A 21,120-nucleotide genomic window follows, 5' to 3' on the forward strand; every position below is an offset into this window, starting at 1 on the left:
GGCCTTTGCGGCCATGTTTATGGGCTGCGTTTATGGAGCCGTCTAGGGTGGCGCCATGCGCTATGACCTCGTCATCTTCGACAACGACGGCGTGCTGGTCGACAGCGAGCCTCTCGCCAACAGGGTGCTCGCGGAGTACCTGACGGAGCTCGGCCATCCGACGACCTATGAGGAGTCGATACGCGACTACATGGGTGGTGCCGTCCACCGGGTGCACGACCTGGTCCTCGAGCGGACCGGCCGGCGGCTGCCCGCGGAGTTCGACGACACGCTGCATTCGCGTACGTTCGCCGCTTTCGCCCGTGAGCTCCGGCCCGTCAAGGGCGTCACGGAGGTTCTCGAGCTGCTGGCATCCTCCGGCGTCCCTTATTGCGTCGCCTCCTCCGGCAGTCATGAGCGCATCCGGACCGGGCACCGTGCGGCGGGTCTGACGGAGTGGTTCGCGGACGAGGTGATTTTCAGCGCCGAGGACGTCGGCCGGGGCAAGCCGGCGCCGGACCTGTTTCTGCACGCCGCCCGGTCGATGGGGGTGGACCCGGCCCGTTGCGTCGTGGTCGAGGACAGTCCGCTGGGTGTCCAGGCGGCCGTCGCGGGGGGGATCGACGTCTACGCGTTCACGGCGATGACACCCGCCGAGCGCCTGTCCGGTGCGGCCGGCTTCTTCGGCGAGATGACAGAACTCTCCGATTTTCTCGTATGAGTCGTCCATTTGGGTGGGGCCCGTGAGCGCATTACGGTGTCGCCCATGAGCGGCGGCCAGGCACAGTTGATGTGGGACGAGGCGGTAACGGGCTACGACTTCGGTCCGGGGCATCCCATGGATCCCGTGCGTCTGGCGCTCACCATGCGTTTGGTCGAGGCGTACGGGCTGGACCGTGCGGTCCGTACGGTCTCGGCCGCCGCCGCCGGCGAATCGACGCTCCGGCTTGTGCACCGGCCGGACTACATCGCGGCCGTACGGGCGGCCTCGGCCGACCCGCGGGCCGCCGACGGCTCGTACGGGATCGGCACTGTGGACGATCCGGCGTTCGCGGGGATGCACGACGCGGCCGCGCTGATCGCGGGGCAGTCGGTCGCCGCGGCCGAGGCGGTGTGGCGCGGGGAGGCCCTGCACGCGGTGAACTTCTCCGGCGGGCTGCATCACGCGATGCCGGGCGGGGCCTCCGGGTTCTGTGTGTACAACGACGCCGCCCTCGCCGTCGCCCGGCTCCTCGAGCTGGGGGCCCGACGGGTCGTGTACGTGGATGTGGACGTGCACCACGGGGACGGCGTCCAGGCGGTGTTCTGGGACGACCCCCGGGTGCTGACGATCTCGCTGCACGAGCATCCGCGCACGCTGTTCCCGCAGACCGGGTGGCCGGAGGAGACGGGCGGTGCCCGAGCGGAGGGCACGGCCGTCAATGTCGCGCTTCCGGCGGGGACGGGGGACGCCGGGTGGCTACGGGCGTTCCACGCGGTCGTGCCGGAGCTGCTGGCGGCCTTCCGGCCCGAGGTGCTGGTGACCCAGCACGGTGCCGACACCCACTTCGAGGACCCGCTGGCGCACCTCGCCGTCTCCGTCGACGCCCAGCGCCTCGTGGCGGAGGCCTGTCACCGCCTGGCGCACGAGCACGCGGGGGGCCGCTGGGTCGCGCTGGGCGGCGGGGGGTACGCGGTGACGGAGGTGGTGCCGCGGTCGTGGACCCATCTGGTGGGCATCGCGGCGGGGCGGCCGGTCGACCCGGAGTCCCACGTGCCGGAGGAGTGGCGCAGCGAAGTGTTCCGCCGGACCCGGCAGTTGGGGCCGTTGCGGATGACGGACGGCCGGCAGCCCGTCTGGCGGGACTTCGCGGAGTCCGGGTACGACCCGGCCGACCGTCTCGATCAGGCGATCCTGGCGACCCGCCGGGCCGTCTTCCCCTCCCACGGGCTCCTTCCGTAGGCCGTCGGGGCCTGCTCGTGCCCGCCGTCGGCCGCGTCCGTTAGCCCACCCGTGGGATCCGTGGGGTGAATTCGGCGCGCGGGCGGGTTCGTTGGGCGAGCATCGGCGGCGTGCCGAGCCCCGTTGCCCGCTCCGTCCCCAGTCCGCGAGCTCTGCGCTCGCACCTCCTCTCCAGTGGCCTCGCCGGCTCCGTGGCGACGTCGCGGGAGCGGAGCCTGACGCGTTATCGGATGTTCGCGGCCCGCGACCCCCGCGTGCTGATCGGTCTGGAGCCGAAATACGACTGGTGTTTCGCCGACTTGTTGCACCTGATGAGCCAAAGGTGTGGAGTTTCGGCCGATCCCAAGAACACTTCCGGGCATGATGTGATCGACCCGGATCGAACGATGGTGGCACTCGATGCCTTCGCCGACCGCCTCGCGACGGTGGCCGCGACCGGGGCGCCGGTGCTCCTCGGCACCGGGCACCCGCACCGACTCCTGGGCTTCTACGCCGCCTTGGCGGCCGGCCTCTCGGCGGCCGGATGCCATGTCCTCACCCCCGCGCAGGGTAGAAGTGTCGACATAACGACCCGGTTCGGCGTACGCACGTACAACCTTGACTACGTCCGGGGAGTCGCGCTGATGCGTGAACCCGGCGCGCGAAAAGCCGGGAGTGAGCCGGGCGCGCATACGCATTCACCGCTCCCGGTTCGGGTCGTTCTGGCTGCCGCCGCCGACGGTGCCGGGCCCCTGCCGACCTTGGTCGTCGGGGACCACGGATGGGTCTGCGGGGCAGGTCAGCTGGGCATTGAGGCCATCGGGCTGGCCGACTCGGACGACCCCGCGCTGTTCGTCGGAGAGGCCGAGGGCCGGGTGTCCGTAGCCGTTCCGCTTGATGACACTGTGCGGTCTGATTACTACCGACCGCTTACTCGCTATGTACTCAATCGAGCGTGTCTGTCACAGTAGGCGGCCGATGGCTGCTCCTCTTCCCCACTCGCATCACCCGCCCCTAATCTGGGGAGTGAGCGCGCAGCGACGAGGAGTCACCGGAGGGGAAGCCGGTGCGCGTCATGTGCGGAAGGTTCAGGTGTGTCATGGCTGCTGGCGAAAGGCCTCTCAACGAGGTCGTGTTCCTGACCGTGGCGGAAGTCGCCGCGGTGATGCGAGTCTCCAAGATGACCGTGTACCGCTTGGTGCACAGCGGTCATCTGCCGGCGATCCGGGTGGGCAGGTCGTTCCGGGTCCCAGAACAAGCGGTGCACGAGTACCTCCGAGAGTCCTACGTGGGGGTGGAAACAGCCTGAGGGGCCCCTCGGATTACGCTGTTCGCCCGGTGCCGGGTAGGCTGGCCCGATGTAGGTCGTGTGGGCTCGGACGCCCCGCACCGAGTGAATCGATGTAAGCGAGGGTAGTCGTGGGCTCTGTTATCAAGAAGCGGCGCAAGCGGATGGCCAAGAAGAAGCACCGCAAGCTGCTCAAGCGCACGCGTGTTCAGCGTCGCAACAAGAAGTAAGCACGCCGCTAGTGCTCGTCCCGCAGCCCTTCCGCCGGTTCCCGGTGGGAGGGCTGCGGTGCGTTGCGGGGAGTAAGGCCTTCGCTACGGCTTGAAATGACGCCCGACCTGTCCGGCGGTCATCACAGTGCAACAACGACCCGCTACGGTGGCCGCGGCAGGCACCTCTCGGGTCGGAAGGAAGGCGCTGATCTTGGGCAAGGTCGTGCTCGTCACCGGAGTCGCACGGCAACTGGGCGGTCGCTTCGTCCGCCGGATCCAGCGCGAGCCCGACGTCGACCGGGTGATCGGGGTGGACGCAGTGCCACCCGAGCACCATCTCGGCGGGGCCGAATTCCTACGGGCGGACATCCGCCACCCCACGATCGGCAGGGTCCTGGCCGAGCAGGCCGTGGACACCGTCGTCCACATGGACGTCAACGGCACCCCCCTGGGCAAGCGCGGCAGCCGGGCCACGGTCAAGGAGACCAACGTCATCGGCACCATGCAGCTGCTCGGCGCCTGCCAGAAGACGCCGAGCGTCAAGCGACTGGTGGTGAAGTCGAGCACGAACGTGTACGGCTCCGCGCCCCGCGATCCCGCGATCTTCACGGAGACCACGCCGCCCAAATCGCTGCCCAGCGGCGGCTTCGCCAAGGACGTCGTCGAGGTCGAGGGGTATGTGCGCGGCTTCGCCCGCCGCCGCCCCGACGTCGCGGTGTGCGTGCTGCGCTTCGCGAACATCCTCGGGCCGTGCGCTGACTCGCCGCTCGCGGAGTACTTCTCCCTGCCCGTCCTGCCCACGGTCCTCGGCTTCGACCCGCGCCTGCAGTTCGTGCACGAGGACGACGCGATCGAGGTGCTGCGCATCGGCGCCGGCGAGCCCGCCCGCTCCACCCTCAACAGCGGCACCTTCAACATCGCGGGGGACGGCGTGCTGCTGCTCTCCCAGGCCGCCAGGCGCCTCGGGCGCCCCACCCTGCCCTTCTTCCTGCCCACCGTCACCTGGGTGGGCTCGGCGCTGCGGTCGGCCGGTTTCCTGGACTTCTCGCCCGAGCAGATCCGGCTGCTCACCCACGGCCGTGTCGTGGAGACGACGCAGATGCGCGACACGCTGGGCTTCCGCCCCCGCTACACCAGCCCGGAGGCCTTCGAGGACTTCGCCCGCAGCCGCGGCCCGGGGCTGCTGCCGCCCGAGACCCTCGCCCGTACCGTCGACCGGATCGCCGCGCTGATGCCTGCCGGCCGCGGCCAGAACTGAGGAGCGCACGCACCATGGCCGATGCGAAGGTCATCCCGTTCGGCGAGGAGCCCCGCACCAAGAGGAGGGCCCGGCGCGGCGGTACGGGCCGTACGAACCGGGCGGCCGCGCCGCTGGCGCCCGTACCGGCCCCCGCGACCGAACAGCCGCCGGCCGTGGCCGCCGACGGCGGGCCGGAGCAGGGCGGCGCCGGCGAGGCCCCGGCCGGGTCCGGCGGCTGGGAGCGGAAGGTCGCCCACGGGCTGAACTTCCTGCGCCGCAGAATCACCGGCGAGTACGAGGTCGACGACTTCGGGTACGACCAGGAGCTCACCGACCAGGTGGTGATGTCCGTCCTGCGGCCCTTCAAGGAGAAGTACTTCCGCGTCGAGGTGAAGGGCATCGAGAACATCCCGGAGAAGGGGTCGGCGCTGATCGTCGCCAACCACTCCGGCACCCTGCCCGTCGACGGGCTGATGCTCCAGGCCGCCGTGCACGACCATCACCCGGCGGGGCGCAACGTCCGCATGCTCGCCGCGGACCTGGTCTTCATGCTGCCCGTCATCAACGAGCTCTCCCGCAAGCTCGGGCACACCCTCGCCTGCGCCGAGGACGCCCAGAAGCTGCTGGAGCGCGGCGAGGTGGTGGGGGTGATGCCGGAGGGCTTCAAGGGGATCGGGAAGCCGTTCTCCGAGCGCTACAAGCTGCAGCGCTTCGGGCGGGGCGGCTTCGTACAGACGGCACTGCGTGCCGGGTCGCCGATCGTGCCGTGTTCGATCGTCGGGGCGGAGGAGATCTACCCCATGATCGGCAACTCCAGGACGATGGCCCGGCTGCTGGGCATCCCGTACTTCCCGCTGACGCCGGCCTTCCCCTGGCTGGGGCCGCTGGGGCTGGTGCCGCTGCCGACGAAGTGGACCATCCAGTTCGGTGAGCCGATTCCCACCGACGGCTATCCGCCGGAGGCGGCGGACGACCCGATGCTGATGTTCAACCTCACGGACCAGGTCCGGGAAACCATTCAGCACACGCTGTACAAGCTGCTGGTGCAGCGGCGGTCGGTGTTCTTCTGACACCGACCGCCGGCACCCGTCGGTCTACTTGTCGTCCTCGCCGTGGATCCCGAGCCCCGGGAGGATGTCCGGGAGCAGCGGCGGGATCGTGATGTCGGGCTGCTTGGACGGCTTGCCGTCCTTGCCGTGGGCACGGTCCGGCCCGGCGCTGCCGGAGCTGGGGGGCGGCTGCAGGAGGCCCGTGCCGCCCAGCAGGCCGTCCTGCTCGTCGTGGGCACCCGGCGACGACTGCTGGGGCCCCGCGCCGGGGCGCTTGCCGTCGGAGCGCTCGGGAGCCTTCGAGGCGGGCGCCGAGTGGCCCTTGCTCCCGGGAGAACCGGGGGAGGAGGGCCCCCCGCGGCTCGCGCCGCCCGCCTTGCCGTGCTTGTCCTCCGGCAGCAGCGAGCGCAGCGGCTCGACCTCGTCGTCTATGGCGGCGAAGACCGACGTCACGTCGTCGGCCACGTCGGTGAGCTGGACCGGCAGACGGTCGCGCAGCCGGCTCCAGCCCTCGCGCTGCGAGGAGGCGAAGGACGACAGCCGCTGGATGGCGCCGAGCGAGCCGTCGCGTTGGTAGACGCCGTGCAGCAGGCGGTGGCCCTCGGAGGCGTCGTGGCGCATGCCGGCGAGGGTCCTGCGGATCTCGGACAGGGATTCGTGGTCGAGCTGGCCGGAGCGGCCGCGCTCCATCAGCCGACGGGCCTCGCCGAGGCGTGTCGTGGCCTGGTCCAGGAGCAGACCGCCCCGGGCGGAGTCACCGTCGGCCATGCCGAGCCTGAAGTCCTCCATCCCGCGCTTGAGGCCGTACAGGGTGTCGCCCGGCAGGGCGTTGGAGCTGGCCGCGGCCACGCCGCCGAAGGCACCCGCCGCCACGCCCACCGTGAGCCCGCCGGCGGCGAGCCCCTTGGACCAGCGGGAGCGCGGCCTGAGCCGGCTCAGCGGGCTCGCCCGGTGCGCCCCGCGGACGGCGCGCTGCTGAGGGACGGCCGCCCCTCCGGCGAACTGGGCTTCCATGGCGGCGATCAGCTGCGCCCGCTGCACGGTTTTGACCTCGGCGTCCAGCTCGGGCGCCGGCAGTGCGCCGAGCCCGCTCGCCACGGCCAACAGCTTTGCCCGCTCGGCGTCTTCCGCCGGTGGCTCGGGCTGGGCGGCCGCGGCACTGTGGACTTCCTGGTCCTCCAGGGCCTGGGCGAAGGCGTTCGCCCGCCGGTGCGCCGATACATTCGCGATCACAGGCGGCACCTCCTCTCGTCATGACGATCGACTCCCCTGGGCACCTGAAGGGTTGCACGCCGGGAGAACATCCACTCGATCGAGTGAGTGTTCAGAGGCGTGACGCGGCAGCGGGAAGTCTGCATCCCGGACAACGAGCGGCGCGGCAGTCGGGTTACGCGGCCGGGGCGAGGTGTCCGCCGGTGAGTGAAAGGGGGCATCGGGGGCTGGGGTGTCAGCGGGCGTCGTCCGGGAGGAGCCGTGCCAGGGTGCGCACCGCGCGGTACTGGAGGGTCTTGATCGCGCCCTCGTTCTTTCCCATGACCCGGGCGGTCTCGGCGACCGAGAGGCCCTGCAGGAAGCGCAGGGTGACGCACTCCTGCTGCTGCGGGTTGAGCTTGCGCACCGCCTCCAACAGGGCGGCGTTGGAAAGGGATTCGAGGACCGAGTCCTCGGGGCTGCGCTCGACCTCGTTGGCGTCGAGCATCTCTCCCGTGGTCACCTCGAGCCGGAACCTTGACGACTTGAAGTGGTCGGCGACCAGGTTGCGGGCGATGGTCACGAGCCAGGCGCCGAAGTCGCGGCCCTGCCAGGTGAAGGTGCCGATCCGGCGCAGGGCGCGAAGGAAGGTCTCGCTGGTGAGGTCCTCCGCCGTGGCCCGGCCGCCCACGCGGTAGTAGATGTAGCGGTAGACGGTGTCGGCGTACTGGTCGTAGAGGCGGCCGAAGGCCTCGGACTCGCCGGCCTGGGCCCGCTCGACCAGGTCGAGCATGCGGGCGCTGTCGCTGTCGGCGCTCGGGCGGCGGGTGGTCGTGGATGTGCCGGCGCCGGAGCCTCGGCGGGCGCGTCTGCCGACGGCCGCGCTGCTCTCGGCGAGGGCGTAGCAGGGGCCGGCGGGTCCGCCCGCTACGGCCGGGGACGGCGTGGCGAAGGCGGGGACGGCGTACGCGGTGGGGACGAAGACGCGCAGACGGTCGAGGACCGCTGCGCGCAGCGTAGCCAGGCCCGAGGCGTCAACCCCGACGTGTGGGTACACGGGACTCCCAGAGGCAGAGCTTCCATCACGTGCAGTGCGGGACCGTTCACTCGTCGTAGGGACAAGCGGGTACCGGCTTGCGTCTGAGGAGAATAACCCTTCGTACAGGCAGCGCTACACCGAGTTGCTCAAATCATCGTTTCCGTTCGTTCTGGGCCCCATTGATGACAGATCAAATATCGAACTGGGAACGGAAGTTGACCGGATTTGCCGCTGGTGTGGCCGATTGGGCAGCGTGTTGTGGCAATCCGGACACCGCAGGACTGTCGTGGGCCATGTGGGGGTATGACAACAGGATTGCCTGTGCGGCCTGTTCGGTTACTGGCCGTGGCCAGGAGGCGCGCCGGAGTTGTCGCCCGTTCCGGTGATGTGGCTGATGTGCCGGTGGAGGCCCGGGCGTTCAGCGGCGACGGCGGTGCAGCGCGACGGCGGCGGCGGCGCCGCCCGCGAGAGCGCCCACGCCGACCGCGGCCGGGAGGCCGATCCGGGCCGCCTTGCGGCCCGTGCGGTAGTCCCGCAGCCGCCAGCCGCGCTCGCGCGCGTGCCGGCGCAGCCTGCTGTCGGGGTTCACCGCGTAGGGGTGGCCGACGAGCGAGAGCATCGGGATGTCGTTGGCGGAGTCGCTGTAGGCCGCGCAGCGCTCCAGGTCCAGGCCCTCGGCCGCGGCCAGCGCCCGGACGGCCTCGGCCTTCGACGGGCCGTGCAGCAGCTCGCCGACGAGCCGGCCGGTGTAGACGCCGCCGATCGACTCGGCGACCGTGCCCAGCGCGCCGGTCAGGCCCAGCCGGCGGGCGATGATCGTCGCGGTCTCGACGGGGGCGGCGGTCACCAGCCAGACCTTCTGCCCGGCGTCCAGGTGGGCCTGGGCCAGGGCGCGGGTGCCGGGCCAGATGCGCTCGGCCATGTACTCGTCGTAGATCTCCTCGCCGATGGTCATCAGCTCGGAGACGCGGTGGCCCTTGACGATCGACAGGACGCTGTCACGGGCCTCCTGCATGTGCTCGGGGTCCTCGATGCCCGCGAGCCGGAACCAGGTCTGCTGCCAGGCGAAGCGGGCGAGCTCGCGCTTGCCGAAGAAGTGCCGTTTGTACAGTCCGCGGCCGAAGTGGAAGATGGCGGCGCCCTGCATGACCGTGTTGTCGAGGTCGAAGAAGGCGGCGGCGCGCTCGTCGCCCGCCACCGGGAACTCCGGCTCCGGCTCCCGGTCGCCGGCGGTGGCGCCCCCGGCCAGGGCCTCTTCGTTTTCCTGCGCGGACTTGCGGGCTGCCTCCGCCGCGGCCTCGCCTGCCAGCACGCTGCGTGCGGTGGCGGAGCGCCTGCGGTGGGTGAGCCATCCGAGTGCGGCCATGCGGCGAGCATAGTCACTTTGTTCGGGGTAACCGGAAGTCGGGACGGTGCGATGGCGTGAACTCTGCGCGTCGGTCCGGTTACCCACCGCGCGGCGCGCCGTGCTCAGCCGCCCAGGGCCTTGCGCAGCCGGTCGGGGTTCACCCGCCAGAAGTCGTGCTGGGCGCCGTCGACGAGGACGACGGGGATCTGCTCCCAGTACTTGTCGTGCAGCTCGGCGTCCTCGGTGATGTCCTTCTTCTCCCAGCGGGCGCCCAGCTCCGCGCAGACCTCGGCGATGACGGCCTCGGCGTCGTCGCACAGGTGGCAGCCGGGCTTGCCGACGAGCGTGACGACGCTGTCGGCGGGGTTCTTGCGGGGACTACGGCGCAGCAGGGGGCTCATGGCGGCAATTGTGCCGCCTTCGCCGGCGGTCGCGCGGCCGGAATGGGTGCCTGAGTCGACTACCATCATGGGCGATTTGTAGGTGTCCGGGGGTATCGAGGTGAGGAGTGAGCGCCCGTGTCCCCGTCCGCGTGCCCGTGGTGCTCATGTGGCCTGTGTGATCGTCGAGTCCTGCCCGTCCATGGTTCCCGGACCGGGCGGAATCACCGCGTGACACCCATCACGTTGCCCGGGCAAATCGGACACCATCTTTGTGCACGCGTTCACAAAGGCATAGCCTGCGTTCGACGGGGCGGTCCTGGGACAAGGCGCCGCCTGCAGCCCCGCTCTACCCGCAGGAGCACCGTGGCAACTGGCCGAACTCACCGACCGGCGACCCGAAGCCGAGGAATCCCCGAGGCCACCGTCGCCCGGCTTCCGCTGTACCTGCGTGCGCTGACCGCGCTCTCCGAGCGTTCGGTCCCCACGGTCTCCTCCGAGGAGCTCGCCACCGCGGCCGGTGTGAACTCCGCCAAGCTCCGCAAGGACTTCAGCTACCTCGGCTCGTACGGCACCCGCGGCGTCGGCTACGACGTCGAGTACCTCGTGTACCAGATCTCCCGTGAGCTCGGCCTGACCCAGGACTGGCCGGTAGTGATCGTCGGCATCGGTAACCTCGGCGCCGCCCTGGCCAACTACGGCGGCTTCGCCTCGCGCGGCTTCCGCGTCGCGGCGCTCATCGACGCCGACCCGGCCATGGCCGGCAAGCCCGTCGCCGGGCTGCCCGTGCGGCACACCGACGAGCTCGAGTCGATCATCACCGACAACGGCGTCTCCATCGGCGTCATCGCCACCCCGGCCGGCGCCGCCCAGCAGGTGTGCGACCGCCTGGTGGCCGCCGGGGTCACCTCGATCCTCAACTTCGCGCCGACCGTGCTGTCCGTGCCCGAGGGCGTGGACGTGCGCAAGGTCGACCTCTCCATCGAGCTGCAGATCCTCGCCTTCCACGAGCAGCGCAAGGCCGGCGAGGAGTCCGGGCAGACCGCGACGACGCCCGCGCAGCCCCGCACCGGCGCCCCGGCCCGTACGGCCGCGGCCGCCGCGGGCAGGAAGGGACCGGAGGGGGACGTCCCCGCCGTGATGCCGGCATGAGTCTTCTGGTCGTCGGCCTCAGCCATCGCAGCGCGCCGGTGAGCGTGCTGGAGCGGGCCGCCCTCAGCCGCGAGACGCAGGCGCGTCTCGTGCACGACGCCCTGGCCGCCGAGCCCGCCACCGAGGCGGCGGTGCTGGCCACGTGCAACCGCATCGAGCTCTACGCCGACGTGGACAAGTTCCACGCCGGCGTCGCCGAGCTGTCCACGCTGCTCGCCCGGCACTCGGGCGTGCCCCTGGACGAGCTCACCCCCTACCTCTACGTGCACTACGAGGACCGGGCCGTTCACCACCTCTTCTCGGTGGCGTGCGGACTGGACTCGATGGTCGTCGGCGAGGGGCAGATCCTCGGCCAGATCAAGGACGCCCTCGCCCTCGGCCAGGAGCTGCACACCGCCGGCCGGCTGCTGAACGACCTCTTCCAGCAGGCGCTGCGGGTCGGCAAGCGCGCCCACAGCGAGACCGGCATCGACAAGGCCGGCCAGTCGCTGGTCACGTTCGGCCTCGAGCAGCTCGCCGGCCCCACGGCCGTCGCCGACTGGGCGGCGGGCAAGCGCGCCCTGGTCATCGGCGCGGGCTCGATGTCCTCGCTGGCCGCGGCCACCCTCGCGCGCGCGGGCGTGGCCCACATCGCCGTCGCCAACCGCACCCTGGAGCGGGCCGAGCGCCTGGCCGCCATCCTCACCGAGCCCGGCGGCCCCGGCGCCGGCGCCCTGACGGCCGCGGCCGTCGAGATGGCCGCCGTCCCCGCCGAGCTCGCCCTCGCCGACATCGTCGTCTCCTGCACCGGCGCCACCGGTCTGGTCCTGACGGCCGAGGCGATAGGGCGCGCGCTGGCGGCCCGCGCGGACGTGTGCGCCGTCGAGCCGGGCTGCGGCGCGGTGGCGCTCGCCCTGCTCGACCTCGCCATGCCCCGCGACATCGACGCCGCGGTCCACCGCCTGGAGGGCGACGGCGTCCGCCTGGTCGACATCGAGACCCTCGCCGAGGCCTCCGCCGACGCGCCCATGGCCGCCGACGTCGACCAGGTGCGCGCGATCGTCTCCGACGAGGTCGCCGCCTTCGGCGCCGCCCAGCGGGCCGCCCACATCACGCCCACCGTGGTGGCCCTGCGCACCATGGCGGCCGACGTCGTCGCGGGCGAGATGGCCCGCCTCAACGGCCGGCTGCCCGACCTCGACGACAAGCAGCGCGCGGAGATCACCCAGACCGTCCGCCGCGTCGTCGACAAGCTTCTGCACGCGCCCACCGTGCGGGTCAAGGAGCTCGCCTCCACCCCCGGCGGCGCCGGCTACGCCGACGCCCTGAGGGAACTCTTCGACCTCGACCCTCAGGCGGTCGCGGCCGTCAGCCGGGCTGATCTTCGGCAAGGCAGCCCCAACACAGCACGGGAGTCGGCATGAACGACACCACAACCCCGCAGCGCCCGCTGCGTCTCGGCACCCGCCGCAGTCAGCTCGCCATGGCCCAGTCCGGACAGGTGGCCGAGGCCGTCCGGCGTGTCACCGGCCGTCCGGTCGAGCTGGTCGAGATCACCACGTACGGCGACGTCTCCCGCGAGGCCCTCGCGCAGATCGGCGGCACCGGAGTCTTCGTCTCCGCGCTGCGCGACGCGCTGCTCGCGGGTGAGATCGACTTCGCCGTCCACTCGCTGAAGGACCTGCCGACCGCGCAGCCCGACGACCTCCTCCTGGCCGCGATCCCGCGCCGCGAGGACCCGCGTGACGTCCTCGTCGCCCGCGACGGGCTCACCTTCGAGGACCTCCCGCGCGGGGCCCGTATCGGCACCGGCTCGCCGCGCCGCATGGCGCAGCTCAACGCCTGGGCGCGCTCGCTCGGGCAGGAGATCGAGACCGTTCCGATCCGCGGGAACATCGACACCCGTGTCGGCTTCGTCGCGAGCGGCGAGCTGGACGCCGTGGTGCTGGCCGCGGCGGGGCTCACCCGCATCGGCCGGATCGGGGAGGCCACCCAGTTCCTGGAGCCCGACCAGGTTTTGCCCGCCCCCGGCCAGGGGGCCCTGGCGATCGAGTGCGCCGTGACCAACGCACCCCTCGCCGCCGCGCTCGCCGAGCTCGACGACCCGCACACGCGGGCCGCCGTGACCGCCGAGCGTGCCCTGCTCGCCGCCCTGGAGGCCGGCTGCAGTGCGCCCGTGGGCGCACTGGCCGACCTGCTGGCCAGCGGGCAGGTTGTCACCGAAATGCGCCTGCGCGGCGTCGTCGGTTCCACCGACGGCTCGACGCTGGTGCAGCTGTCCACCACCGGTCCCGTACCCGCGTCCGAGGAGGACGCTCTTGCTCTCGGCCGCGGACTCGCCGCCGAGATGCTCGACAAGGGTGCGGCCGGTCTTATGGGGGAGCGAGCACTTTGAACCCCACCGCCCCGAACCACCCCGCGCACGGGCACGTCACCTTCCTCGGTGCCGGCCCCGGAGACCCGGGACTGCTGACGCTGCGCGCCGTGGAGGCACTGGCGGCCGCGGACGTCCTGATCGCCGATCCGCAGGTGCTCGACGTGGTGCGTACGCATGCCCGCGGCACCGTGGACATGCCCGCCCAGACGGTCACCGACGAGTCGTCAAAGACCGCTGGTGTGCCCGTCCTTAGGGACACCGCCAATCTTGTCATGACGGCCGCGCGCAGCGGCAAGCGGGTCGTCCGTGCGGTCCTCGGCGACCCCGGCCTCGACGGCAACGCCGGCGACGAGATGCTCGCCTGCGCCGACGGCGGCATCACCTTCGAGGTGGTGCCCGGCGTCGCCACGGCCGTCGGCGTGCCCGCCTACGCCGGAGTGCCGCTGCGCGACGGACAGGGCGGCGACGTCCGCTTCGTCGACGCCCGCACCGCCACCGCCGTCTGCTGGGCCGAGGTCGGCACCAGCGAGGCGACCGCGGTGGTCTCCACCACCCTGGGCTCGGTCGTCGCCGCCGCGGGCGAGCTGGTCGCCGGGGGCCGCCGGCCCGAGACGCCCGTCAGCGTCACCGTCGCCGGCACCACCACCCGCCAGCGCACCTGGACGGCCACCCTCGGCACCCTCCAGCAGACCCTCAAGGCCGCGAAGGTGCTGCCGTCCGCGGACGGCTCCCAGCCGGTCATAGCCGTGGTCGGCGAGCGCAGCGCCGCCGAGCGGCGCGAGCGGCTCTCCTGGTTCGAGTCCAAGCCGCTCTTCGGCTGGAACGTGCTCGTGCCGCGCACCAAGGAGCAGGCCGCCTCGCTCTCCGACCAGCTGCGCTCGTACGGCGCCGTGCCCAGCGAGGTGCCGACGATCGCCGTCGAGCCGCCGCGCACCCCGCAGCAGATGGAGCGCGCGGTCAAGGGCCTGGTCACCGGCCGCTACGAGTGGATCGCCTTCACCTCCGTCAACGCCGTCAAGGCGGTGCGGGAGAAGTTCGAGGAGTACGGTCTCGACGCCCGTGCCTTCGCCGGCATCAAGGTCGCGGCCGTCGGCGAGCAGACCGCGAAGTCGCTGATCGAGTTCGGCGTGAAGCCCGACCTGGTGCCGTCCGGCGAGCAGTCCGCCGCCGGCCTGCTCGAGGACTGGCCGCCCTACGACCCGGTCTTCGACCCGATCGACCGCGTCTTCCTGCCGCGCGCCGACATCGCCACCGAGACCCTGGTGGCGGGCCTGATCGAGCTGGGCTGGGAGGTCGACGACGTCACGGCCTACCGGACCGTGCGCGCCTCGCCGCCGCCGGCCGAGACCCGCGAGGCGATCAAGGGCGGCGGTTTCGACGCCGTGCTGTTCACCTCGTCCTCCACGGTGCGGAACCTCGTCGGCATCGCCGGCAAGCCGCACAATGTCACCGTCATCGCCTGCATCGGCCCGGCCACCGCGAAGACCGCGGAGGAGCACGGCCTGCGGGTGGACGTGCTGTCGCCCGAGCCCTCGGTGCACAAGCTGGCCGAGGCGCTCGCGGAGTTCGGCGCGGCCCGGCGCGACGCGGCCCTCGAGGCCGGCGATCCGGTCACCCGCCCGAGCGAGCGGCGGCCCGGATCGCGCAGAAGGGCACGGAGTTGAGCACCACGTACGGCACGTTCCCGGGGTCCCGGCCCCGGCGCCTTCGCACCACCCCCGCCATGCGTCGCATGGTCGCGGAGTACCGGCTGCACCCGTCCGATCTGATCCTTCCCGCCTTCGTGCGGGAGGGCGTCAGCGAGCCGGTGCCGATCTCGGCGATGCCCGGGGTCGTCCAGCACACCCGTGACACCCTGCGGAAGGCCGCCGTCGAGGCGCTGGAGGCGGGCGTCGCCGGCATCATGCTCTTCGGTGTTCCCGAGGAGGCCAAGAAGGACGCGCTCGGCACCCCCGGCACGGACCCCGACGGCATCCTGCAGGTCGCCATCCGCGATGTGAAGGCCGAGGTCGGCGACGAACTCGTCATCATGTCCGACCTGTGCCTGGACGAGTCCACCGACCACGGCCACTGCGGCGTCCTCGACGCCGAGGGCCGTGTCGACAACGACGCCACCCTCGAGCGCTACGCCGAGATGGCCCAGGTCCAGGCCGACGCCGGCGTCCACGTCGTGGGCCCCAGCGGCATGATGGACGGCCAGGTCGGCGTCGTCCGCGACGCCCTCGACCAGACCGGCCACGAGGACGTGTCGATCCTCGCCTACACCGCCAAGTACGCCTCCGCGTTCTACGGCCCCTTCCGCGAGGCCGTCGGCTCCTCGCTGCAGGGCGACCGCAAGACGTACCAGCAGGACCCGGCCAACGTCCGCGAGTCGATGCGCGAGCTGGCGCTCGACCTCGCCGAGGGCGCCGACATGGTGATGGTCAAGCCGGCGCTGCCCTACCTCGACATCCTCGCCAAGGTCGCCGAGAGCGTCGACGTGCCCGTCGCCGCCTACCAGATCTCCGGCGAGTACGCGATGGTCGAGGCCGCCGCCGCCAACGGCTGGATCGACCGCGACCGCGCGATCATGGAGACCCTCACGGGCATCAAGCGCGCCGGCGCGAACATGATCCTCACCTACTGGGCCACCGAGGTCGCCCGGCAGCTGTAGCGGCCGCTACGGCCCGCCCGTCACGCAGCGCAATGGCGGTGCCCCTGGACCACGAGGTCCGGGGGCACCGCCATTCGTGTCCCCGGGCCGGCGCCGCCGACTGCGAGGGACTCGCGTTTGCGCAGCTCACGCGAGATGGGGCGCATAGTTCACGACCGTCACCCACACAGGTCGTCTCTCACGGAAACGACGCGGGCGTACCGCACGGGCTCCGACCATCGTTACCGTGTGTGTCAGGCTGCCTACGCTACGGAGGCGTGCATGAGTCATGACCCCGAACTCACGGAGGACTGGGAGTACACGCTCCAAGTCCCCTCCGATCCCATGGCGCCGTGCATCGCACGACGCACGCTCCGCACCATCTTCGAGGAACACGGCTTCCTCGAACTCGCCGACACCGCCGAGCTCCTCACCTCCGAGCTCGTCACCAACGCCTACCGCTACTCCGACGGCCCCGCCTCGGTACGCGTCAAGCGCGAAGGCGACCGCGTACGGGTCGCCGTATGGGACACCAACCCCCGGCTCCCCGCACTCGACGGCGTCGCCCTGCCCGACGCCACCGAAGCCGCCGAACGCGGCCGCGGCCTCGGACTCGTCCAGTGGTGCGCCGACAGCTGGGGTGGCTTCGCCCTGCGCGACCAGCCCCAGGGGCTGGTCGGCAAGCTCATCTGGTTCGAACTCGGAGCGGGCGCCGGATGACGCCCCCGGCGGCTAGAGCCGCTCGGGCGTACGAATGCCCAGCAGCGCCATGCCCCGGTGGAGCGTACGAGCCGTGAGGTCGCACAGGAACAGGCGGTTCTCCACGACCTCGGCCGGGTTCTCCGCGCTCAGCACCTGGCACTGGTCGTAGAACGACGTGTAGAGCGAGGCCAGCTGGTACAGATACCCGGCCAGCTTGTGCGGCGCGTACTCCCCGGCCGCCTCCGCCACCGTCGCCGCGAACTGGTCCAGGTGCAGACCCAGCGCCCGCTCGGCCGGGGCCAGCGCCAGCTCCGGGTGCGCCACCGGACCGGCCGTCCCCGCCTTGCGCAGGATCGACTGGATACGGGCGAACGCGTACTGCAGGTAGACCGAGGTGTCGCCGTTGAGGGACACCATCTGGTCCAGGTCGAACTTGTAGTCACGGGCCGCCGACGTCGACAGGTCCGCGTACTTCACCGCGCCGATGCCCACCTGGGCGGCACGATCGGCGATCTCCTCCTCGGTCAGGTCCCGGGCCTTCTCCCGCACCACGGCCGCCGCCCGCTCGATCGCCTCGTCGAGCAGGTCCACCAGCCGGACCGTCTCGCCCTCACGCGTCTTGAACGGCTTGCCGTCCTTGCCCAGCACCGTGCCGAAGCCCAGCTGCACGGCCTTGACGTCATCCGTCAGCCAGCCCGCCCGGCGCGCGGTCTCGAAGACCATCTTGAAGTGCAGCGACTGCCGGGTGTCCACCACGTACAGCAGCGTGTCGGCCTTCAGGTTGAAGACACGGTCACGGATCGCGGACAGGTCCGTCGCCGCGTAGCCGAAACCACCGTCGGACTTCTGCACGATCAGCGGGACCGGGTTGCCCTCCGGACCCTTCACATCGTCGAAGAACACGCACAGCGCGCCCTCGGAACGCACCGCGACACCCGACTCCTCGAGCATCCGGCAGGTCTCGGCGAGCATGTCGTTGTAGCCCGACTCGCCGACGATGTCCTCGTCGCGGATCTCCACATCCAGCTTGTCGAAGACCGAGTAGAAGTAGATCTTCGACTCGTCGACGAACTTCTGCCACAGCGCGATCGTCTCCGCGTCGCCCGCCTGCAGATCCACCACCCGGCGCCGGGCCCGCGTCTTGAACTCCTCGTCCGAGTCAAAAAGCGCGCGCGAGGCCTTGTACAGCCGGTTCAGGCTCGACATGGCCTCCTCACCGGAAACCGCGCCGTCACCCTCGGCGGCCTTGTGGTCCAGCTCGTGCGGGTGCTCGATCAGGTACTGGATGAGCATGCCGAACTGGGTGCCCCAGTCGCCGATGTGGTGACGGCTGATCACCTTCTCGCCCGTGAACTCCAGAAGCCGGACGACCGAATTGCCGATCACCGTGTTCCGCAGGTGACCGACGTGCATCTCCTTGGCCACGTTCGGCTGCGCCCAGTCGATCACCGTGGCACCCGGGTGCTCCTTGAACGGCACGCCCAGCCGCTCGTCCGCCGCACGGGCGGCCAGCGTCTCTGTGATCGCCCTGTCGGACACCGAGATGTTGAGGAAGCCGGGCCCGGAGACCTCGATCTCCCGCATCAGCTCGCCCTCGCCGACCGGCAGCCCCTCGACGACCTTCGCCGCCAGCTCGCGCGGATTGCCCTTCAGCTTCTTCGCCAGCGCCAGCATGCCGTTGGCCTGGAAGTCCGCCCGGTCGCTTCGTCGCAGCAGCGGATCGGCGGCACCGGCCTCCGGCAGGGCAGCCGAGAGAGCGTCCGCGATGCGCTGGTGGAGCGTGGAAGCGAGGGAAGGAACCGAAGCCATGGGATGGGAGCCATTCCGGTAGGCGGCATTTTCGACCCCCCGAGTATCCCATGCGTGTACCACAACCCCGCCGGGAATTCCCTCGCGCCCGGGCAACCCAGGGAGCACCCTGACCGTCTGGGACAATGGTCATGCCAGGACCGTAAGGAAGGAAGTGCCGTGGCTCAGGCTCAGAGCACCGAGGCCGACTGGGTCTCCCGTTTCGCCGACGAGGTCATCGCCGAAGGTGAGCGCCGCGCCCCCGGCAAACCCATCGTCGTCGCCTCCGGCCTGTCCCCCTCCGGCCCGATCCACCTGGGCAACCTCCGCGAGGTCATGACCCCGCACCTGGTCGCCGACGAGATCCGCCGCCGCGGCCACGAGGTCCGTCACCTGATCTCCTGGGACGACTACGACCGCTACCGCAAGGTGCCGAACGGCGTCCCCGGCATCGACGGGTCCTGGGCCGAGCACATCGGCAAGCCGCTGACCTCCGTCCCGGCCCCGGCCGGCTCGGCGTACCCGAACTGGGCCGAGCACTTCAAGGCCGCCATGGTCGAGGCGCTGGCCGAGCTCGGTGTCGAGTACGACCCGATCAGCCAGACCGAGCAGTACACCTCGGGCGTCTACCGCGAGCAGATCCTGCACGCGATGAAGCACCGCGGTGACATCGACGCCATCCTCGACCAGTACCGGACGAAGAAGGACCCCGCCGCGGCCGGCAAGAAGCCGCAGCAGAAGCAGCAGAAGCCGGTCGACGAGGCCGAGCTGGAGGCCGCCGAGGGCTCCGGCGCCGCCGCCGAGGACGACGGCAGCGGCTCCGGCGTAGGCTACTTCCCGTACAAGCCGTACTGCGCCGTCTGCGAGCGGGACCTCACCACCGTCACCGCCTACGACGACGAGTCCACCGAGCTGTCCTACACCTGCGTCTGCGGCCACGCCGAGACCGTGCTGCTCAGCGAGTTCAACCGCGGCAAGCTCGTCTGGAAGGTCGACTGGCCCATGCGCTGGGCCTACGAGGGCGTCATCTTCGAGCCCTCCGGTGTCGACCACTCCTCGCCCGGCTCCTCCTTCGTCGTCGGCGGCCAGATCGTCCGCAAGGTCTTCGGCGGCGACCAGCCCATCGGCCCCATGTACGCCTTCGTCGGCATCAGCGGCATGGCCAAGATGTCCTCCTCCAAGGGCGGCGTCCCCACCCCCGGCGACGCGCTGAAGATCATGGAAGCGCCCCTGCTGCGCTGGCTCTACGCCCGCCGCAAGCCCAACCAGTCCTTCAAGATCGCCTTCGACCAGGAGATCCAGCGGCTCTACGACGAGTGGGACAAGCTCGAGGCCAAGGTCGCCGACGGCACCGTCCTGCCCGCCGACGCCGCGGCCCACAGCCGCGCCGCCCGCACCGCCGCCGGCGAGCTCCCGCGCACCCCGCGCCCGCTGCCGTACCGCACGCTCGCCTCCGTCGTCGACATCACCGCCGGCCACGACGAGCAGACCCTGCGCATCCTCAGCGACCTCGACCCGGCCAACCCGGTCACGTCCCTCGACGAGACCCGGCCCCGCCTGGACCGCGCCCAGCACTGGATCCTCACCCAGGTCCCGGCCGAGAACCGCACCATCGTCCGCGCCACCCCCGACGCCGAACTCCTCGGCTCGCTCGACGACGAGGGCCGCGCCTCCCTGCGCCTCCTCCTCGAGGGCCTGGACGAGCACTGGTCCCTCGACGGGCTCACCACCCTGCTCTACGGCATCCCCAAGGTCCTGGCCGGGCTCGAGCCCCACGCCAAGCCCACCCCGGAGCTCAAGGCCGCCCAGCGCGCCTTCTTCGTGCTCCTCTACCAGCTGCTGGTCAGCCGGGACACCGGCCCGCGCCTGCCCACGCTGCTGCTGGCCGTCGGCGCCGACCGCGTCCGCGAGCTCGTCACGGCGCCGTAAGCGCCCCACGGCACGCGCCCCACGGCACGCGCCCACGCGAAAAGGGCCGCCGCCCGGTGAACATCACCGGGCGGCGGCCCTTTTCACGTACCCTTCGCGACTACTTCTTGTTGGCGTCGCCCACCGAGGTCACGACCTCCTTGGCCGCGTCCTGCGCGCCCTTCTTCATGTCGTCCGTGCTCGGCGACTTCGCACCCTCGTAGCCCGCACCGCTGTACTTCACGGTGATCACCACGTTCTTGGTCCGCGCGACGACGGTCGCGTTCTTGAAGTCGTTGTCGCCCTTCTTCGAATCTGCGGTCACCACGTTCGCCTCGTCACCGATGCCCGAGGCCTTCTCCGTCTTCGCGTCCTTCGCGCCGTCCGCCGTGGCCGCCGCCGTCGTCTGCTTCGCCACGAAATCCCCCGCACGCTTCTCGCCCGTACCCAGCGTCGGGTCCGAGACGAACCGCTTCAGCGAAACGGTCATCGTGCGGAACTGCATGTCCTTGACGTCCTCGTCGTCGAGACCGCTCCAGATGCAGCTCGCCGCGTCATTGGTGTCCGTCGCGGGAAGGGCCTTGCCCTCCTTCTTCTCCGCCTTCGGCACCAGCTTGTCGACCGTCTTCTCCGAGACCGTCTTGCAGACCTCCGGCAGCTTGGCGAAAGCCGCCGCCTGCATCGTCGGAGAGGTGTTCGGCGCGGCCGACTGCGTGGGCTTGGCCGATTCCTTCTTCGCCCCCGAATCGTCGTCCGAGGAGCAGCCGGTGGCGACGAGCATCACCGGTACTGCGGCGCAGGCGAGGATTCGGGCGAGTCGCGGGGCTGTACGTCGGTGCATGGGTCCTTCGCTCATTCGGTCAGAGGTGACGGGGGCGCCTGACGGTGCCTACCGGCACGGTACGCGGCCCGCGCCCGGCCTGGGCCGAAGCGGG

20 protein-coding genes are annotated in these 21,120 nt (G+C 71.2%); 14 read left to right on the forward strand and 6 right to left on the reverse strand.

Annotation, left to right across the window (positions count from 1 at the left end; genetic code table 11):
* Positions 1-55 precede the first annotated feature (55 nt).
* From AB4K12_RS30835 to AB4K12_RS30865, 7 genes are all read left to right on the forward strand, one after another.
* The gene (locus AB4K12_RS30835; RefSeq protein WP_368438065.1) at positions 56-700 is read left to right on the forward strand and encodes an HAD family hydrolase; all 645 of its coding nucleotides are present in this window, start codon (positions 56-58) and stop codon (positions 698-700) included.
* 45 nt (positions 701-745) lie between these two features.
* The gene (locus tag AB4K12_RS30840) at positions 746-1,921 is read left to right on the forward strand and encodes an acetoin utilization protein AcuC (protein ID WP_368438067.1); all 1,176 of its coding nucleotides are present in this window, start codon (positions 746-748) and stop codon (positions 1,919-1,921) included.
* Between the two features lie 101 nt (positions 1,922-2,022).
* A complete protein-coding gene (locus AB4K12_RS30845; RefSeq protein WP_368438098.1) occupies positions 2,023-2,871 on the forward strand; it encodes a phosphatase in 849 nt (282 codons plus the stop codon).
* 128 nt (positions 2,872-2,999) lie between these two features.
* Entirely contained in the window at positions 3,000-3,209 is a 210-nt protein-coding gene (locus AB4K12_RS30850; protein ID WP_067299677.1) for a helix-turn-helix domain-containing protein, read from the forward strand.
* A 110-nt stretch (positions 3,210-3,319) separates the two neighbouring features.
* Positions 3,320-3,418, forward strand: a complete 99-nt coding sequence (locus AB4K12_RS30855; RefSeq protein ID WP_003948845.1) for an AURKAIP1/COX24 domain-containing protein — start codon at positions 3,320-3,322, stop codon at positions 3,416-3,418.
* A 193-nt stretch (positions 3,419-3,611) separates the two neighbouring features.
* A complete protein-coding gene (locus AB4K12_RS30860) occupies positions 3,612-4,658 on the forward strand; it encodes an NAD-dependent epimerase/dehydratase family protein (RefSeq protein ID WP_362262761.1) in 1,047 nt (348 codons plus the stop codon).
* A 14-nt stretch (positions 4,659-4,672) separates the two neighbouring features.
* On the forward strand, positions 4,673-5,710 hold the full coding sequence (locus tag AB4K12_RS30865) for a lysophospholipid acyltransferase family protein (protein ID WP_368438068.1): 1,038 nt from the start codon (positions 4,673-4,675) through the stop codon (positions 5,708-5,710).
* A gap of 24 nt (positions 5,711-5,734) precedes the next feature.
* Here AB4K12_RS30865 and AB4K12_RS30870 read toward each other — a convergent pair whose 3' ends face one another.
* The 4 genes from AB4K12_RS30870 to AB4K12_RS30885 all read right to left on the reverse strand — a co-directional run bounded on the left by AB4K12_RS30870 (position 5,735) and on the right by AB4K12_RS30885 (position 9,668).
* Entirely contained in the window at positions 5,735-6,922 is a 1,188-nt protein-coding gene (locus AB4K12_RS30870) for a DUF5667 domain-containing protein (protein WP_368438069.1), read from the reverse strand.
* A 214-nt stretch (positions 6,923-7,136) separates the two neighbouring features.
* Positions 7,137-7,937, reverse strand: coding sequence for an ECF subfamily RNA polymerase sigma factor, BldN family (locus tag AB4K12_RS30875; protein WP_368438071.1), 801 nt, complete (start codon positions 7,935-7,937; stop codon positions 7,137-7,139).
* A 400-nt stretch (positions 7,938-8,337) separates the two neighbouring features.
* Positions 8,338-9,285, reverse strand: a complete 948-nt coding sequence (locus AB4K12_RS30880; RefSeq protein WP_368438072.1) for an HAD family hydrolase — start codon at positions 9,283-9,285, stop codon at positions 8,338-8,340.
* A gap of 104 nt (positions 9,286-9,389) precedes the next feature.
* On the reverse strand, positions 9,390-9,668 hold the full coding sequence (locus AB4K12_RS30885; RefSeq protein ID WP_368438073.1) for a glutaredoxin family protein: 279 nt from the start codon (positions 9,666-9,668) through the stop codon (positions 9,390-9,392).
* A 345-nt stretch (positions 9,669-10,013) separates the two neighbouring features.
* On the opposite strand from AB4K12_RS30885, the gene AB4K12_RS30890 reads away from it, so the two are divergent.
* The 6 genes from AB4K12_RS30890 (at position 10,014) to AB4K12_RS30915 (ending at position 16,507) form a co-directional block, all read left to right on the forward strand.
* A complete protein-coding gene (locus AB4K12_RS30890) occupies positions 10,014-10,799 on the forward strand; it encodes a redox-sensing transcriptional repressor Rex (protein ID WP_368438075.1) in 786 nt (261 codons plus the stop codon).
* A complete protein-coding gene (locus AB4K12_RS30895; RefSeq protein WP_368438076.1) occupies positions 10,796-12,202 on the forward strand; it encodes a glutamyl-tRNA reductase in 1,407 nt (468 codons plus the stop codon). The genes AB4K12_RS30890 and AB4K12_RS30895 overlap by 4 nt, the downstream gene beginning before the upstream one ends.
* Positions 12,199-13,173 (forward strand): hydroxymethylbilane synthase, encoded by a 975-nt coding sequence (gene hemC, locus AB4K12_RS30900; RefSeq protein ID WP_368438078.1) that lies wholly within the window; start codon positions 12,199-12,201, stop codon positions 13,171-13,173. Before AB4K12_RS30895 ends, hemC begins: the two co-directional genes overlap by 4 nt.
* Positions 13,170-14,819 carry a uroporphyrinogen-III synthase gene (locus AB4K12_RS30905; protein WP_368438080.1) on the forward strand — a complete coding sequence of 550 codons (1,650 nt, stop codon included), beginning with the start codon at positions 13,170-13,172 and terminating at the stop codon, positions 14,817-14,819. Before hemC ends, AB4K12_RS30905 begins: the two co-directional genes overlap by 4 nt.
* Positions 14,816-15,808, forward strand: a complete 993-nt coding sequence (hemB, locus tag AB4K12_RS30910) for a porphobilinogen synthase (RefSeq protein ID WP_368438081.1) — start codon at positions 14,816-14,818, stop codon at positions 15,806-15,808. The genes AB4K12_RS30905 and hemB overlap by 4 nt, the downstream gene beginning before the upstream one ends.
* 261 nt (positions 15,809-16,069) lie before the next feature.
* On the forward strand, positions 16,070-16,507 hold the full coding sequence (locus tag AB4K12_RS30915) for an ATP-binding protein (RefSeq protein WP_190067478.1): 438 nt from the start codon (positions 16,070-16,072) through the stop codon (positions 16,505-16,507).
* A 12-nt stretch (positions 16,508-16,519) separates the two neighbouring features.
* On the opposite strand, the gene argS is transcribed toward AB4K12_RS30915, so the two are convergent.
* Positions 16,520-18,298 (reverse strand): arginine--tRNA ligase, encoded by a 1,779-nt coding sequence (gene argS, locus AB4K12_RS30920; RefSeq protein ID WP_368438084.1) that lies wholly within the window; start codon positions 18,296-18,298, stop codon positions 16,520-16,522.
* A gap of 159 nt (positions 18,299-18,457) precedes the next feature.
* On the opposite strand from argS, the gene lysS reads away from it, so the two are divergent.
* Complete coding sequence (gene lysS, locus AB4K12_RS30925; protein ID WP_368438085.1) at positions 18,458-20,206, forward strand: lysine--tRNA ligase; 1,749 nt, start codon at positions 18,458-18,460, stop codon at positions 20,204-20,206.
* A gap of 100 nt (positions 20,207-20,306) precedes the next feature.
* On the opposite strand, the gene AB4K12_RS30930 is transcribed toward lysS, so the two are convergent.
* The gene (locus AB4K12_RS30930; RefSeq protein ID WP_368438087.1) at positions 20,307-21,026 is read right to left on the reverse strand and encodes a hypothetical protein; all 720 of its coding nucleotides are present in this window, start codon (positions 21,024-21,026) and stop codon (positions 20,307-20,309) included.
* Positions 21,027-21,120: the final 94 nt, after the last annotated feature.

The sequence above is a fragment of the Streptomyces sp. C36 genome (genome assembly GCF_040932295.1).
GTDB lineage: Bacteria > Actinomycetota > Actinomycetes > Streptomycetales > Streptomycetaceae > Streptomyces > Streptomyces triculaminicus.